This window comes from Pleurocapsa sp. FMAR1, from assembly GCF_963665995.1.
GTDB lineage: Bacteria > Cyanobacteriota > Cyanobacteriia > Cyanobacteriales > Xenococcaceae > Waterburya.
Genome location: NZ_OY762512.1, coordinates 4,225,760 through 4,241,368 on the forward strand (window position 1 = coordinate 4,225,760; position 15,609 = coordinate 4,241,368).

General features: G+C 39.7%; 15 protein-coding genes. 11 read left to right on the forward strand and 4 right to left on the reverse strand.

What is annotated here, in order from left to right:
- Positions 1-84 precede the first annotated feature (84 nt).
- From SLP02_RS20600 to SLP02_RS20635, 8 genes are all read left to right on the forward strand, one after another.
- Positions 85-2,763, forward strand: coding sequence for an MGH1-like glycoside hydrolase domain-containing protein (locus tag SLP02_RS20600; protein WP_319422591.1), 2,679 nt, complete (start codon positions 85-87; stop codon positions 2,761-2,763).
- A 136-nt stretch (positions 2,764-2,899) separates the two neighbouring features.
- A complete protein-coding gene (locus tag SLP02_RS20605) occupies positions 2,900-3,112 on the forward strand; it encodes an NblA/ycf18 family protein (protein WP_319422592.1) in 213 nt (70 codons plus the stop codon).
- A gap of 290 nt (positions 3,113-3,402) precedes the next feature.
- Entirely contained in the window at positions 3,403-4,284 is an 882-nt protein-coding gene (locus SLP02_RS20610) for a sigma-70 family RNA polymerase sigma factor (RefSeq protein WP_319422593.1), read from the forward strand.
- 155 nt (positions 4,285-4,439) lie between these two features.
- Positions 4,440-4,922 carry a hypothetical protein gene (locus SLP02_RS20615; RefSeq protein WP_319422594.1) on the forward strand — a complete coding sequence of 161 codons (483 nt, stop codon included), beginning with the start codon at positions 4,440-4,442 and terminating at the stop codon, positions 4,920-4,922.
- A 200-nt stretch (positions 4,923-5,122) separates the two neighbouring features.
- Positions 5,123-5,389, forward strand: coding sequence for a type II toxin-antitoxin system Phd/YefM family antitoxin (locus tag SLP02_RS20620; protein ID WP_319422595.1), 267 nt, complete (start codon positions 5,123-5,125; stop codon positions 5,387-5,389).
- Between the two features lie 3 nt (positions 5,390-5,392).
- On the forward strand, positions 5,393-5,647 hold the full coding sequence (locus SLP02_RS20625; RefSeq protein WP_319422596.1) for a Txe/YoeB family addiction module toxin: 255 nt from the start codon (positions 5,393-5,395) through the stop codon (positions 5,645-5,647).
- Between the two features lie 157 nt (positions 5,648-5,804).
- Positions 5,805-6,695, forward strand: a complete 891-nt coding sequence (locus tag SLP02_RS20630; protein ID WP_319422597.1) for an ABC transporter permease — start codon at positions 5,805-5,807, stop codon at positions 6,693-6,695.
- Between the two features lie 198 nt (positions 6,696-6,893).
- Positions 6,894-7,676, forward strand: a complete 783-nt coding sequence (locus tag SLP02_RS20635; protein WP_319422598.1) for a pentapeptide repeat-containing protein — start codon at positions 6,894-6,896, stop codon at positions 7,674-7,676.
- A 59-nt stretch (positions 7,677-7,735) separates the two neighbouring features.
- Here SLP02_RS20635 and SLP02_RS20640 read toward each other — a convergent pair whose 3' ends face one another.
- Both SLP02_RS20640 and SLP02_RS20645 read right to left on the reverse strand, forming a co-directional pair.
- A complete protein-coding gene (locus tag SLP02_RS20640) occupies positions 7,736-9,454 on the reverse strand; it encodes an ATP-binding protein (protein ID WP_319422599.1) in 1,719 nt (572 codons plus the stop codon).
- A 37-nt stretch (positions 9,455-9,491) separates the two neighbouring features.
- Entirely contained in the window at positions 9,492-10,076 is a 585-nt protein-coding gene (locus SLP02_RS20645; protein ID WP_319422600.1) for a Uma2 family endonuclease, read from the reverse strand.
- 158 nt (positions 10,077-10,234) lie between these two features.
- Here SLP02_RS20645 and SLP02_RS20650 point away from each other — a divergent pair, with 158 nt between their 5' ends.
- Together SLP02_RS20650 and SLP02_RS20655 are read left to right on the forward strand one after the other, a co-directional pair.
- Positions 10,235-11,212 (forward strand): aldo/keto reductase, encoded by a 978-nt coding sequence (locus SLP02_RS20650; protein WP_319422601.1) that lies wholly within the window; start codon positions 10,235-10,237, stop codon positions 11,210-11,212.
- Between the two features lie 110 nt (positions 11,213-11,322).
- Positions 11,323-12,330, forward strand: a complete 1,008-nt coding sequence (locus SLP02_RS20655; RefSeq protein ID WP_319422602.1) for a quinone oxidoreductase family protein — start codon at positions 11,323-11,325, stop codon at positions 12,328-12,330.
- 118 nt (positions 12,331-12,448) lie between these two features.
- Here the strand turns inward: SLP02_RS20655 and SLP02_RS20660 are convergent, their stop codons facing one another.
- Positions 12,449-12,796, reverse strand: a complete 348-nt coding sequence (locus SLP02_RS20660; RefSeq protein WP_319422603.1) for a MerR family transcriptional regulator — start codon at positions 12,794-12,796, stop codon at positions 12,449-12,451.
- Between the two features lie 104 nt (positions 12,797-12,900).
- Between SLP02_RS20660 and SLP02_RS20665 the strand changes: the two genes are divergently transcribed.
- A complete protein-coding gene (locus SLP02_RS20665; RefSeq protein WP_319422604.1) occupies positions 12,901-13,860 on the forward strand; it encodes an SDR family NAD(P)-dependent oxidoreductase in 960 nt (319 codons plus the stop codon).
- Between the two features lie 365 nt (positions 13,861-14,225).
- Here SLP02_RS20665 and SLP02_RS20670 read toward each other — a convergent pair whose 3' ends face one another.
- Positions 14,226-15,473: an inorganic phosphate transporter gene (locus SLP02_RS20670; protein WP_319422605.1), complete on the reverse strand. Its 1,248-nt coding sequence runs from the start codon at positions 15,471-15,473 to the stop codon at positions 14,226-14,228.
- Positions 15,474-15,609 lie beyond the last annotated feature (136 nt).

The following is a 15,609-nucleotide window of genomic DNA, read 5'->3' on the forward strand; positions in this document are numbered from 1 at the left end:
CTGACCTGTAACTTATTAATAATTGTTAATGTTAATGTTAATTAATACATAAGCTGATATCGATAACTATCTTAACCAGAAACTATGCCAGACCATCAAAAGCTTACTCAAGAAGAACTTAGGTTGCAAGAAGATAGAGAGCGTAAAGCATACTGGCGTAGATGGGGATGTTATTTAAGCGATCGCCAGTGGGGTACTATACGGGAAGACTATAGTGCCGACGGTTCAGCTTGGGATTACTTTGACTTTGAACAGTCTCACTATCGGGCATATCGTTGGGGAGAAGATGGTATTGCGGGTATTTCTGATAATCACCAAAGGTTATGCTTTTCTTTATCGCTTTGGAATGGAAATGACCCTTTTTTAAAAGAAAGATTTTATGGTTTAACTAACTCTCAAGGTAATCATGGAGAAGATGTTAAAGAGTATTATTTTCAACTTGATAACACTCCTACCCATTCTTACATGAAGTTCCTCTACAAGTATCCTCAAGCAGCTTTTCCTTATGATGAGTTAGCCAAGAAAAACCAGGAGAGAGGTCTAGAAGATAGAGAATTTGAATTAATCGAAACAGGAGTTTTTGAGGACGATAAATATTTTGATGTCACCATTGAATACGCCAAAGCTAGCGATGAAGATATTTTAATTTATATTCAAGTTGCCAACCGCGCAGCAGAAAGTGCAACCATTCATTTATTGCCTACACTCTGGTTTCGGAATATTTGGTCTTGGGGTTATGAGGTTGAAAAACCCAAATTAAAAATATACGATCGCTCAGAAAACTACAGCGTTATTGAAACACAGCATCCTGATTTGGGTAAACGATGGCTGTATTGCGCTCATGATGATAATACACCCCTACTGTTTACCGAAAATAACACTAATTATCAAAGGTTATCTCAGACAACCAACGATTCCCCCTACGTCAAAGATGCCTTTAATAGTTACGTGGTAGACAAAGAAGAAGACGCAGTTAATCCCGATAATATTGGCACTAAATTCGCTATTCATCACGTCTTAGAATTAGGTGCGGGGGAAACCACAGGTATACAGCTAAGACTATCTAATCAGCCAGATCTGAAAACACCTTTTGGGCAGACTTTTAATGACACCTTTCAAGTGCGTCAACAAGAAGCTGACGAATTTTATCAGCGTGTATCTCCTCATCAAAAAAGCCTAGAATTACAAAATATTGAACGTCAGGCATTTGCAGGGATGCTCTGGAACAAACAATATTATTATTATGTAGTTGATACTTGGCTAAAAGGCGATCCATCTCAACCCGAACCACCAGCAGAAAGGAAAAACGGCAACAAGAGTAACTGGATACATCTTCACACTGATGATGTCATATCTATGCCCGACAAGTGGGAGTATCCCTATTTTGCAGCTTGGGATTTAGCCTTTCATATGATTCCTTTAGCAGCGATTGACCCTGATTTTGCTAAAAAACAGCTAGAAAGACTTACTCGTGAGTGGTATATGCACCCCAACGGACAAATGCCCTCCTATGAATGGGATTTTAGTGGAGTCAACCCGCCTGTCCATGCTTGGGCTGTGTGGCAAGTGTATAACATTGAACAAAAAATATACGGGCGTTCGGACAAGAAGTTTTTAGAAAGAGTTTTCCAAAAGCTGTTGATGAACTTTACCTGGTGGGTAAATCAAAATGACGACGAAAACAATAATGTCTTCCAAGGTGGATTTTTGGGTTTAGATAACATTGGTGTATTTAATCGCGGCGACTTACCCACAGGAGGCAAACTATCCCAGTCTGATGGTACTAGCTGGATGGCAATGTATTGTTTGGACTTACTAACTATTGCTTTAGAGTTGGCAGGGGATAACGACATTTATGAAGATATTGCCAGTAAGTTTTTTGAACATTTTCTTTATATTGTCGATGCCATGAACCATCTAGGTACAGAAGGCGCAGACTTATGGAATGAGGAAGATGGTTTTTATTATGATGTTTTGCATCTTCCTAATGGTGAAAATATCAATCTAAAAGTGCGATCGCTCGTCGGTTTAATTCCTCTACTGGCTGTAACTACTATTCAACAAGAGACTTTAGAAAAACTACCCAGCTTTAAAAACCGTATTGATTGGTTTGTTAACGAACGTCCTCAGCTTAGTCGCAACCTCGCCTGTATGGAAGGATGCGACAATGATTCTAGTCGTTTGTTAGCAGTAGTTAATGAGGATAGGTTACGTCTTCTATTGGCGAAAATGCTAGATGAAACTGAATTTCTCAGTGATTACGGCATTCGTTCTGTATCTAAATATCATCAAGAACATCCCTACGTCTTTGAGACTGATGATGAAGAATACGATGTAACTTATGAACCAGCCGAGTCGCCGACCAAAATGTTTGGGGGTAATTCTAACTGGCGAGGACCTATTTGGTTTCCCATCAACTATCTTCTAATAGAATCTTTGCAGAAATTTGACTACTATTACGATGGTAATTTTAAAGTAGAATGCCCCACAGGTTCGGGTACAATGCTAAGTCTCAAGGAAATAGCATCAGAATTAGAAAGAAGATTGATTAATATCTTTTTACCCAAAGCCAACGGATCGAAACCAGTATACGGAGATTTTACCAAATTTTACGCCGATCCTCATTGGCAAAACTTGATTCTATTTCATGAGTATTTTCATGGCGATAATGGCGCAGGTTTAGGCGCATCTCATCAGACTGGCTGGACTGGTTTAATTGCTAAGTTGATTATGCAAAAAAGTGAATATGAATCCAAAAGTTAATTGTATTTATGGACAATGGCGATCGCCTTGTTTCTAAAAATTTTTGACTAAATTTCGGATATTACTACTCTAGATAGAGTCAAGTCTTCTTAAACTTTGTTTACAATGTATATATAAAATAAAGAGGGCAAGAGCAATGAAAAGATTAGAAAATAGCCTTTCTGTCGAACAAGAATTTAATCACAAAGTATTTGAAAGTCGGGTCAAGCAGCTATCCCGTGAGGAAGCGCAAGAGCTACTCGTACAGATGCACAAGCAAATGTTTTACAAAGAGAATCTCTACAAAGAATTATTTATTAGCCAAGAAAAAGATATTGTTGATTCTTTGTTTGGAGTCAAAAACAATTAAGCATTTAATTGCAGTTTAACTACAAAGGCGTTTTTTAGTAGCGGGGAGAAGTTTTTGGGTTTACTGCTTTAGAGGGATGTGTACCACGACCAAAAATTGATATACGTAGAAAAAGTAAGAGCAAACTTGTAGCGCGACACAATTTCATTCTTATGTAAAGTATCTAATTTTTTTTCATAGTTAACTTATTGAAGAGTAAGACGAAGTTGAACAGGATTCTTTGTCGATTTCTTATACATAAATTAATCAAGGAAAACCGCTAATTATATAACTAATCTAAACAGCTAAAAATGAATTCAAGTAATACTATCGCTAAATATCTAAAAGAAATTGGACGTACACCTTTACTGAAAGGAGAAGAAGAGGTTGAGCTTGCAAATCAAATTCAGGCGATGATGCCTTTATTAGAGCAAGATGATTTGACTGCTGAAGAAGAAAAGATTGTTCGCAGAGGACAACGAGCCAAACAAAAAATGGCTCGAGCAAACCTACGTCTAGTAGTCTCTATTGCCAAAAAATACCAGAATCGAGGTTTGTCCTTCTTAGATTTGATTCAAGAAGGTAGTATTGGTGTAATGAGGGCAGCAGAAAAATTTGACCCAAGCAAAGGATACAAATTTTCTACCTATAGTTACTGGTGGATTAGACAAGCCATGACCAGAGCGCTCGCCAATCAAGCTCGTACTATTCGTTTGCCAATTCACATTACTCAAGACCTCAACAAAATAAAAAAAGTCACTCGTCAATTGTCTCAGGAACTGGGCAGAAAACCCAGTGAAGATGAACTAATTGCTGAACTTGATATTAGCCAGAAAAAATTTAGATCTATTCTTAGAGCTTCGCAAGTTACTAAGCCAAGAAGCCTCAATGTAACCATTGATGACAATCAGACCGAGTTAGGGCAAATATTAGCAGATGATTCAGCTTCGCCTACGGACTTTATCTATGAAAAAGAATTAAGTTCTCAGGTTGAAGATTTATTAGATACTTTGTCTCCTAAACAACGAGATGTAATTACTCTTCGCTTTGGTTTGAAAGATGGCGAAATAATGACTTATGAACAGATAGGCAATCAGTGCGGTATCAGCAGGGAACGAGTAAGACAAATTAAGAATAGAGCTTTAAGGTTATTAAAACAAAGAGCAAGCGTGCTTTCTCAACAAGCAGGATAGAAAATAAATACTCAGGATAAGGCTATTTTGTCCCAAAAAACTTATTTAACTAAAATAAGTTAACAGATTTAGGCTTTATGAAGGTTTGTATTAATATACCTGTGCCAAGATAAAGTTGGACTTTTTTCTTGATTGACAAAATACAACCAAAGATCATGACCCAGCCCTTTTATTTTTCTAATGGTCAACTAGCCCATAATGCCGATGACCTATTGCAATTGTGTCAACAATTTCCTGACGATGGCACTAATTATTTAGTCAGAGAAGATTTAGAAAAATGGCTTTCTTACATTGGCAAAGATGGCATTGCTCAGTGTGCTACCAACGCACGTCAAACAGCTTTAGAAGACAGTCAAAAACTCGGAGAGTTTTTCAATAAGTGCCATAAATTATCATCTTCAGCAATAGAGCATTCAGCATTTGAAACCTTTACGGACTCAGAAGCAGCCAAAGATACTGATGTAGCTGAAATAGAGTCAGAAGCAACTTCAGAACCACAACAAGTTGATGCCGTAAAAGAATCGGAAAACAAAGAGCAAGAACCTTCAGTATCTCCTACCTCTAATGGACGTAAGCCTAGCTTTTTTAAAATTATTGCTAGGCTAATTGTTAATGTTTTGTATCGGCAGAAAAATTAATTTTAAAAGTGAGCAAATCGATTCAATCAATTTGCTCATCTTAATCTGTGGAAACGACAACAAGGCTGAAAATCAGACAGAAAGAGAAACTGTTATCCATAAAATTAATTAAAGTTAAGCTAGAGCGATCGCAAAACACATAATATCTATCTTGACATTAAATGTACAATGATATGTACAGTTGCTTTCAAAAATAAATCATGGATACAGTAACATATACAGAATTTAGAAAAAACTTAGCTACTCATCTAAATCAAATTGAAGCAGATTGCACGCCACTTATCGTCACAAGGCAAAATGCACCCTCGGTAGTAGTAATGAGTTTAGATGATTTTAAAGCCTATGAAGCTACTTTTCACTTACTATCGGGTCGAAATAATGCACAAAGATTGGATCGAGCTATTAAGAATCTTCGCCAAGGAAAAGGAACAGAACATCAGTTAATTAAAGAATCTGAAGATGACTAAAAAATGAAGCTGGTATTTGACGAACAAGCTTGGGAAGACTACCAGTATTGGATTAAAACAGATAAAAAAATACTTAAGCGGATTAACTTATTAATCAAAGAAATCCCAAAAGAACCTTTTGATGGCATTGGCGACCCAGAACTACTCAAATACAATTGGTCTGGCTTCTGGTCTAGAAGAATAACCAAAGAGCATAGACTAGTTTATGCGGTTGAATCTAATTCAATTTTGATTGCTCAATGCAGATTTCATTATTAATAGTAAAAAGCTAATTTTAGTCATAGCGATCGCCTTTTCACAGAGCAAAAAATCAAAAACAGTAGCAAACGTTCCCTGAAAAGCTCATTGCCCTCTGCCAAAACTCCCGTTAAGCAAGATAATACTGAGACAGTAATCAGTAATCAGTAGTTAGTACATGAATTCTGTTAAACAAGTTGAGAGTAATTTATGGTTGGATAGTTGGCGCAGATATAAACGAGACAAGCCTGCTGTTTTTGGCTCGATAGTAATTCTAATTATTACTTTGGCGGTTGTTTTTGCTCCTCTTATCTATACTAATTCCGCTGATAAAATAGACTTCCTGGCTTCTTCTGCGCCTCCTAGCTGGGAACATCCTTTTGGTACAAATGATTTAGGGCAAGATCAATTAGCGAGAATTTTGCAGGGAGGCAGAGTATCTTTAACGGTGGGTATTGCTTCAATGCTGGTGGCGATATTTCTCGGTACAATTGTGGGCGCGATCGCTGGTTTTTATGGCGGTATTATTGATGGGATTTTAATGCGAATTACCGATTTATTTTTGGCATTACCTCAATTACCTTTATTACTTTTAATTGTTTATTTGTTTCGCGATTCGATTAAAAAAGTTGCAGGGGCAGAACTAGGCATATTTATTTTAATTGTCTTGCTGATAGGTGGATTAAATTGGATGTCGGTAGCTAGATTAGTTAGAGCAGATTTTCTCAAACTCAAAGAGTTAGAATTTGTCAGCGCAGCCAGAGCGATCGGTGCAAAACCAAGTCGGCTTATATGGACACATTTATTTCCTAATGTTTTAAGCGTCATTATTGTGGCTGCTACCTTATCAGTTGGTAACGCCATTATTACCGAATCTACCTTGAGTTTTCTAGGTTTAGGTTTTCCTCCTGATGTGCCAACTTGGGGGCGAATGTTATTTGAGGCAAAAGATTATTTAACTTCTGCTCCTTATATGGCAATTTTTCCCGGCATGGCAATATTTTTTACCGTATTAAGTATTAACTATATTGGTGATGGGCTTAGGGATGCTCTCGATCCGAAAAGATAAGTAGCAAGTAGCAAGTAGCAGATAGCAAGTAATAAGTAATAAGTAATAAGTAATAAGTAATAAGTAGCAAGTTAGATATAGTCAAGGTTTGAGGTCAACTAAATGGTGTCTTCACTTACGCTCATGTCTACTAGTATTCTACATTTGAAATTTATAGAGGCTAAAATAGCGGAATCTTCGCGCTCTATTTTAAAACCTATGAAACCTCAATTATTATCTGTAATCGTTATTTCAACAACTATTGCTTTATCTTTACCTGCTCAATCCGAAAGTTTAACTGATTTAAATCAACTTTTAAGTACTAAAAAGTGTTCTCAATGTGACCTAAATAGCTCTGGATTAGTACAGGCAGATTTGAAGGGGGCAGACTTGCTTCAGGCGGATCTAACGGGGGCAAATTTGAGTCAGGCAAATCTAACAGGAGCAAATTTAACGGGAGCAAATTTAACAGGAACATCCCTAAATGGAGCAAATCTAACGGGGGCAAATTTAACAGGCGCAAATTTGGCTGGTACAGATCTCAGAAATGCTTATGTAGGCAACACGAATTTGACCGAAGTCGATCTTGACTCTGCTCATTTAGAAGGAATTAAAGGTTTATCTGAGACGGCTGCATCGGCAGAACAGTTTCACCGTTGGGGAGTAAAAGAAGCAGCGCGGGGAAATTATAATGCTGCGATCGCCAATTACCGTAAAGCAATTAAAATAGATCCTGAATTAGCTCCATCTTACCTAGGATTAGCAATTATTGAATATAACTTCGATCGACGAGCAGAAGCTAAAAAAAATACGGCGATCGCAGCTAAGTTATTTAAAAAACAAGAACATCAACTAGGCTACAAAACTGCTACGGATTTTCAGCAAAAAATGGCTTTGATTCAGAAAGCAGAAGATAATGCAGAGCAGCAAGAAGGAGGAATGGGTAACGTAGGTAAATTTATAGGCAGTATTGGTTCATTATTGTTGCAATTTTTACTTTAGTCAGAGTTCGAGAGCTAGATTTTTAAGCTGCTCAACCAAGTAATCTTTACATAAAGTTTTTAAAAACCTAAATCTGCTTTGGCAACTTCTGCTGCTGCATATACCTGTTCATTGGGCATTTCTTCCCAGTCGGTACAGCCAATCTCGCGGTAGAATTGAGCATCGTAGGCGCGAGTTCTTACTACTACAGGCATTGGTACGGCATGACCTAAAATCAAAGCTTGTTGCTTGGAGTCTAGTTTAGCTAATACCGACTTTAAATTAGCTCCTCCGGAAACACCTGTAAAGATCGCCTCGATATCTTTTTCGTCGTTTAGTAAGCAGGTAACCCGTGTACCAATCTGGGACATGACTTCGTTATCAATTCCTGATGGACGCTGATCTACCACCAAAAGAGTAACAAAATACTTACGCATTTCGCGGGCGATCGTGCCAAAGATGGTTTGGTGGACAATACTAGAATCAAGGAAACGGTGCGCTTCTTCAATGGTAATTACTAACTGGCGGGGTTTATCGAGGGGGTTTTTGGTTTGTAAAAAGTGATCGGCTTTTTTGACGTAGCTGGAGTGAATACGACGAGTAATCATATTTGTTGCCAGCATATAGGACAGCATATTAGACTGAGAACCAAATTCGATGATAATATTTTTCCCTGCATCTAAAGCTTGAATCAATTGCTCAATATAGTTGTGGGGACAGGCTGAACGAATGTATTTTAGGCTATCTAGACGCATCAATTTGCGCTGCAAAGAAGAAATTGAACCTTGATGACCTTGTTTGGCTTCGCAGAACATTTTAATATCTTCGTTGGTCATATTTAGCAAACGCATGATCCAAGACTTACCATATTCGTTGTATAAGATGTTGGCGTTATCCATTGCTGCTTCAGATAGACCTAATTCGGAAGAGACTAACTTTAGGTCTTCAATTTCAATTTGATCGTAGCTAAGATAAAGTTCTTGGGCATCCCTAACGCCTCTGCGCTTGGTAGATTCGGGGTCAAGAGTATACATTTCTACTTTCCCTGGAAAAAGCTGACGCAAGCCTTTAACGGTGCTTACCTGCTTTCCTTCCTTCATTGCTTCCCAGCCGTATTCTGAGTGCATATCAAACATCAGATTGACTGCTGCATCCTTGCGAATAACTCCCGAAAGCAGAAGACGAGTGAGAAAAGATTTACCAGTTCCAGATTTACCGAAGATTCCATTACTACGTTCTACAAAGCGATCGAGATCGATACAGACAGGCACATTCATATCTAAAGGTTCACCAATAGAAAAATTGCGACGAAAAGGATCGTCTTCCCAACCAAAGACGCTGCGGAAATCATGTTCGGTAGCTTCGTAGCATTGACTAAAGTGGGCAGGAATTGTCTTGACGGGTAATAATTCCATATCAATGCTAGTTTGAGCTTGCAGAGAACCCAAACTTGTATCCTTATCTGGATCTATAGGTAAATTAGGAAAATCGCTCTGAGTGGCTGTGGGGGTAAACATCAGCATGGGGGAAAGAGCAACAGTACCATAAGTACCGCTTCCTGCTAAGACATCCCGTAAAAAAGTATCTTCAATAGGTGGAGGATTGGCAATAATGCGATCGCTCGAACACCCAAGAGATACATCAGTTAATAAGCAAAAGAAACGTGACCTTGTTCCTTGAATTACTAAAAATTTACCGACTCGCATATCTTCAACTGATACATCAGGGTGTAATCTTACTTCTAAGCCTTTGGTTAAAGAACCTTGAATTACTGAGCCTAAAGGGAGTTGCGAGTTCATACTTATACCTAATACGTTAAATTACCAATGCCTTTTACTACACTGGAAATATTTGACTACAATCTAGATTTAGTTTGAAAGGTCTGTCAAAACAAATCATTTTGCTACTAACATCATGAATTTCTGATTCATATAAACCATCTTGGAGTTGCAAACAAACAAATTTTTGCTCTTGAGGATCTATAATCCAATAATGCTCAATTCCTCTGGCAGCATACTCTGAACGCTTATATCTATAGTCTTTGTCACGATTAGCTTTTCCTGGAGAAACCACTTCGACTACCAAAACTGGAGGAGGCATATCTAGAGTCACAACAGCACGTTTGTACAGTTCTATTTCCGATAGTCCTTCAGGAGATAAAACAACTAAGTCAGGAATTCTGGCATTTACCCGATTGCCACTAGTAATTATTTCGGTTTTGAGAGAAATACGTTCAAAAGATATAACCTTAGCTATTTCCATTAGCAAATACATAGCTATTTTAGTATTTTGCCAAGATTCAGGTGGCATTTCTCGTAACTGTCCATTTTCTAATTCATATATTTTTTCCGAATCTACCTGAGAAAAATTTAGATATTCTTCTAAAGTAAAGCGATTAGATAGTAATTTTTGAGTTAGCATTTTTCAATTTAATACAAGGCATTCTCAGAATAAAATTTGTTTTAATTAGATTTTAGACTTTGGCAAATAATTGATATTTTTCTGGTAACTTAGGCTTATTCCGCTAATTTTAGCCGATTTTATTTTTATATCCTACCAAATTAAAATAAAGAGTTATTATGTCAACTACTAAAAAACTAACTTTACCCCTAATGGGTTGCGGGACTTGGGCGTGGGGAAACCGCCTGTTGTGGGGTTATGACGAAAGTATGGATAATCAGCTACAGGAAGTATTTAATCTCTGCGTGAATCGTGGCGTTACTTTGTTTGACACTGGAGATTCTTACGGTACGGGTAAGTTTAATGGTCAGAGTGAAAAGCTACTAGGGAAATTTGCACAAGAATATACAGGGTTGAATAAAAATGATATCTGTCTGGCGACTAAATTAGCTGCCTATCCCTGGCGATTAACTAGAGGTTCAATGGTAGCTGCGGGGAAAGCTTCAATACAACGGATGGGTAGGGTGGATTTAGCGCAAATGCACTGGTCAACGGCTAATTATTTTCCTTGGCAAGAATGGCAGCTTTTAGACGGCTTGGCAGACCTATACGAACAAGGATTGATTAAAGGAGTGGGACTATCTAACTATGGAACAAAGAGATTGAAAAAAGTAGCTGAGAAATTTAGTAGTCGCAACATTCCCATTGCAACTTTACAGGTGCAGTATTCTCTGCTTTCAACCTATCCTGTAACGGAATTAGATATCAAGACTACCTGTGACGAATTGGGTATTAAATTAATTGCCTATAGTCCCTTATGTCTGGGTATCTTAACAGGCAAATATACTGACCCTAGCACTTATCCCCAAGGCTTACGAGGCTTACTGTTTAAAAGACTAGTCCCCGAAGCCAAATCGCTTTTAGACTGTATGAGTGCGATCGCTTTATCCCGTGATAAAACCATGTCTCAAGTAGCGATTAACTGGTGTATTGCTAAAGGTGCAATTCCCATTCCTGGAGCAAAAAATATCAAACAGGCTCAAGAAAACATCGCTGCCAAAGACTGGAAACTAGACGCAGGAGAAATAGCAGAATTAGATCGTGCAGCAGCAAGGATAGACAAGCCAATGGTACAGAATGTCTTCCAAACTCGATAAGCGAACAACAATAAATGGCATTATATCAAAGTTTAAAATTAATACTTGACATTGGAGTATACTCCGTAGTTTAAGTTTGACATAGTTGTTTAATTTACAGGCAAGACACTATGCAAAATTCAACCAAAGCAAGCAAAAAAGATGAGGTAATCATGCAAGACATTCCCCAACAGATGAAAGCAATGGCTGTGGACGATTTCGGCGGTTCTGACAAGCTGACTTTGCACACCTTACCTGTACCTCCAGTGGAGGCAGGCGAAGTTTTGATTCGCATCGAGATCGCTGGAGTTGGCATCTGGGACGCGATGGAGCGCGAAGGTGATCTAGTATATAACGAAGTTCACTTCCCGCGCGTACTGGGTGGTGAATGTGCTGGCATCATTGCTGCTGTCGGCAACAGTGTCGAGCGTTTTGCCGTCGGCGATCGCGTTTACGCCCAAAGCTTCATGAACGATAAGGGCGGTTCCTACGCGCAATACGTCGTGGTGCCAGAAAAGAGCGTCGCGACCATTCCTGATGGCTTCGATATGATGATGGCGGGCGGTTTTCCCATCGCTGGTGCGACGGCGTTGCGTAACCTGGAGGCACTAGGCATCGATGACGAGACCCAACTGATGCTGTGGGGCGCGAGCGGTGGCGTGGGTCATGTAGCCTTGCAGCTTGCCAAACGGATGGGAGCGCGCGTCTTTGCAATCGCATCGGGCGATGACGGCGTGGCATTGTCTAAAGAATTGGGTGCTGACGAAACTGTTGACGGGCGTAGCGATGACGTGATCGAACGCGCTCGCGCCTTTGCACCCGATGGCTTTGATAAAGCGTTTCTGCTGATCATGGGCGACCAAGTGCAAGACTCGTTAGACTTGGTGAGGCAAGGCGGGAGGATTTCTTTCCCTAACGGCGTGATGCCCGAACCTGTAGCGCCCGACGGCGTGGAACTGACTAAGGCTGACGGCTATGGGGATGAGCGATTGTTCCGTCAACTCAACACCTTGGCCGAAATCGGCGACTTCCGAGTTCACATCGCGCAGACGTTTCCGCTCGAAGAGGTCGCGCAAGCGCAAGAAGCGATGAAAAAGCATTATCTGGGCAAAATCGTGCTGCGCGTGAGCGGCGAATAAGAGCCTGTCGAAAGGGCGCTATAAATCACCAACCTCTGCCCAACGATAAAGTTGAGCCGACGCAGATAACACTGAAATGCAGACCAGTAATCTCTCGCTATTTGGCTTCAAAACCTTGTTATCCCTTGCTTTCCAGGCGTTTTAGCTTTTCGACAAGATGGCACTTATACTCTTGAAGTTGAGCGATCTTCTCATCCATTTCTTCAATTTTTTTGCGAATTAGCCGCGCCTTATCTTCGTTTGAAAGTATGTCCCACTCATCCATCGATTGCTTAATTTCCCTGAGGGTAAATCCCAGGGCTTTTCCATGCTTGATAAACTCTAAACGCGACACAACTTCATCATCGTAGTTCCGATAGTTATTTTCTGCACGCTTGTTGTTTGAGTTGAGGAGTCCAGTCTTCTCGTAGAAACGAATTGTATCTTTCGAGAATCCTGTTTTTTGGGAGAGTTCGCTAATCAACATAAAACACTAAGGTTGAGAAGTTTAGAATTAGTACTTGACATTGGAGTATACTCCATAGTTTAAGTTTGACATAGTTCTTAAATTTACAGGTTAGACACTATACTATGCAAAATTCAACTAAAGCAAACAAAACTGTTATTATTACTGGCGCAACCAGTGGTTTAGGCTATTCCTGCGCTGAGGCGATCGCCAGATCTGGGCAAGACTGGCAGATCATCATCGCTAGTCGAAATCTGTCTAAAGTTGAAGAAGCCGTTCGTACCTTAATAGCTGAAACTAAATACCCAAATATTGAAGGTATGAGTCTTGATTTAGCATCCACAGCATCAGTACGTCAGTTCGTAAAAAACTTTCTTACTGGAGAACGTCCACCTTTACAGGCGATCGTTTGTAATGCAGGAATTTCACTCGTTTCAGACACGCTCTATACAGAAGATGGGTTTGAGATGACGTTTGGTGTAAACCATCTAGGACACTTTCTACTCGTCAATCTGCTTTTGCCCCAGATGAGCGATCGCTCTGGCATCGTATTTGTCAGCAGCAGCGTACACGATCCAGATGCCAATACTGGAATGCCTCACCCGCAATACCAAGCTGCAAAAGCCCTCGCATTTCCCACCGATGACGATAATAACGCCAACATCGGAAACACGGGGCGGGAACGCTATACCACTTCTAAGCTCTGCAATATTCTCTGTGCTTACGAGCTTTCCCGTCGCTTGCAAAAGCAACAGTCAAATATTACAGTTAATGCTTTCAACCCAGGTTTAATGCTCGACACAAAGTTTTATCGAGACTGCAGCGAATCAGAAATGTCTGCTTTCGTCGCAAATGTTCCACAGTCTATCATGGATAGCGCTAGAGACTCTAAAACAATGGGCAACGCTCTGGCTAGACTCATTCTCGACCCCTCACTTAATGGTACTACGGGTAAATATTTCGATGGACTGGAGGAAGTTCGATCTTCTGATGAATCCTACGATGAGAAGAAAGCAACCGAACTTTGGGAGTCCAGTGCAGAATTACTCAAGCTTTCACCTAAAGAAGCAACGCTTGTGCAATAAGCATTTGTTACTGCATACTGCTCTTTCATTCATTGTCTAGCAAAACCATCCCGTAGGCTTATCATACTAAATCCTATTCAAGTAGGTTACTTGACTGTTGGGTTAGGTAGTAGGTAGTAGGCAACTGTTTAATAAGTAACTGATTAATAAGTTGGAAATTTTAAGATACTTTTCCCAATCGAATTTAGTATCAATTTATCAAAATCGCGTATCTAGATCACAAAAAATTTCGGTAGGATCGCTTTGGAGAATTTAATTTTATGGCTGAGAAAGGGCTTGCCCGCATCTGTTGAAATACTACTTTTAGCAGAAGTCTCAGCCTTTTGCTTGCTTTGTAATTTTTCGTCGAACTCACGTTCTGCTGATTAAAACAAAGGCAATAGCAAAGAGAAAATAACTGCACCTAAAACCGCTGCCACAGGTAGGGTAATTACCCAAGCTAAAACTACAGACTTGATAGTTGACCAACGTACCTCTTGATTAGTAGAAATTAAACCAATGCCGATAACGCTACCAACTAAGGCATGGGAAGTAGAAACGGGTAAACCGATACGAGAGGCAAGTAGAATCGTAGTTGCAGTGGCGATCTCAGCGCAGAAACCAGTACTAGGTACTAGAGTAATAATATTCTCACCGACAGTAGCTATCACATTTTTTCCCTGTACGGCTAATCCTGCCACAATCCCTAAACCTCCCAAGACCAAAATCCAAATAGGAATTTCTAAACTGTTAATTGGTACTTCGTTGGTATGAAAAATATAGACTATGGCTGCTAAAGGCGCGATCGCATTGCCCACATCATTTGAACCATGAGCAAAAGCCACAAAACAGGCACTAAGCACCTGAAACTTACCCATAATTTTTTCTAAAACTGAAGTCTCAAACCATTGTTTTTGATATTCGTCTAGGCGATTCCAGCTATACAAAGTAATTCCTGTAGTGGCTATTAAGCCAATACCCAAGCTAATAGTTTGCTTTGGTAGCACAAGGTAATTAAAAACGGGTAGCTGTACAACAGTAGGCAAAACAATAATGCCAAAAATGCTAATCAAAGCTGCGCTTAACCAGGGAATCCATTCTCTTAACTGCTTTAAGGTATCTTGCCGTTCAAATAACCAGTAGCGCAACAGACTATATAAACCTGCTGCCACAATGGCACTGATTATAGGAGTTACAATCCAACCCAAACAGATCAAGCCGATATTGCCCCAGGCGATCGCTTCTTTACCAATAGCTATCCAGCTAAATCCTGCGATCGCACCTACGACTGCATGGGAAGAAGCCACGGGTAAACCTTTGCTGGTAGCAACCTGTAACCAAATACCACAGGAAAGCAAAACCGCAATCATGCCTACTAAAAACGTCTGGGGAGTATCGATAAACAAACTAGGGTTGGCCACCTTGGTGGCTAAGGTTGCCGATACCTGTTTACCAAATATTACCGCTCCCGTGAACTCTAAAATTCCAGCGATGATAACTGCTTGATTCAGGGTAATTGCTTTTGAACCGACGGATGTTCCCATAGAGTTCGCCACATCATTTGCACCCAAATTCCAGGCGACATAAGCAGCAAGCAGAGAAATTAAAACCAGAGCGAGAATGTTTATAGACAAAGGACTGTAAAATTTATTTAGGGTTGGAAACGACGAAGTTAGAAGTCAGAAGTTTTTGCGTACCTTGAGTGGTAACTTAGAACCAATACAATAGTTGTGATTAATACTGATTTAAATCAATCAATTAAATAGAATA

What these genes read in the sequence shown, in the direction of transcription:
- SLP02_RS20630 (WP_319422597.1), top strand. Translation starts at nt 5,805, where the DNA reads ATGAATTCTGTTAAACAAGTTGAGAGTAATTTATGGTTGGATAGTTGG.
- SLP02_RS20620 (WP_319422595.1), top strand. Translation starts at nt 5,123, where the DNA reads ATGGATACAGTAACATATACAGAATTTAGAAAAAACTTAGCTACTCAT.
- SLP02_RS20610 (WP_319422593.1), top strand. Translation starts at nt 3,403, where the DNA reads ATGAATTCAAGTAATACTATCGCTAAATATCTAAAAGAAATTGGACGT.
- SLP02_RS20615 (WP_319422594.1), top strand. Translation starts at nt 4,440, where the DNA reads ATGACCCAGCCCTTTTATTTTTCTAATGGTCAACTAGCCCATAATGCC.
- SLP02_RS20650 (WP_319422601.1), top strand. Translation starts at nt 10,235, where the DNA reads ATGTCAACTACTAAAAAACTAACTTTACCCCTAATGGGTTGCGGGACT.
- SLP02_RS20655 (WP_319422602.1), top strand. Translation starts at nt 11,323, where the DNA reads ATGCAAAATTCAACCAAAGCAAGCAAAAAAGATGAGGTAATCATGCAA.
- SLP02_RS20640 (WP_319422599.1), bottom strand. Translation starts at nt 9,454, where the DNA reads ATGAACTCGCAACTCCCTTTAGGCTCAGTAATTCAAGGTTCTTTAACC.
- SLP02_RS20645 (WP_319422600.1), bottom strand. Translation starts at nt 10,076, where the DNA reads ATGCTAACTCAAAAATTACTATCTAATCGCTTTACTTTAGAAGAATAT.
- SLP02_RS20600 (WP_319422591.1), top strand. Translation starts at nt 85, where the DNA reads ATGCCAGACCATCAAAAGCTTACTCAAGAAGAACTTAGGTTGCAAGAA.
- SLP02_RS20605 (WP_319422592.1), top strand. Translation starts at nt 2,900, where the DNA reads ATGAAAAGATTAGAAAATAGCCTTTCTGTCGAACAAGAATTTAATCAC.
- SLP02_RS20665 (WP_319422604.1), top strand. Translation starts at nt 12,901, where the DNA reads ATGCAAAATTCAACTAAAGCAAACAAAACTGTTATTATTACTGGCGCA.
- SLP02_RS20635 (WP_319422598.1), top strand. Translation starts at nt 6,894, where the DNA reads ATGAAACCTCAATTATTATCTGTAATCGTTATTTCAACAACTATTGCT.
- SLP02_RS20625 (WP_319422596.1), top strand. Translation starts at nt 5,393, where the DNA reads ATGAAGCTGGTATTTGACGAACAAGCTTGGGAAGACTACCAGTATTGG.
- SLP02_RS20660 (WP_319422603.1), bottom strand. Translation starts at nt 12,796, where the DNA reads ATGTTGATTAGCGAACTCTCCCAAAAAACAGGATTCTCGAAAGATACA.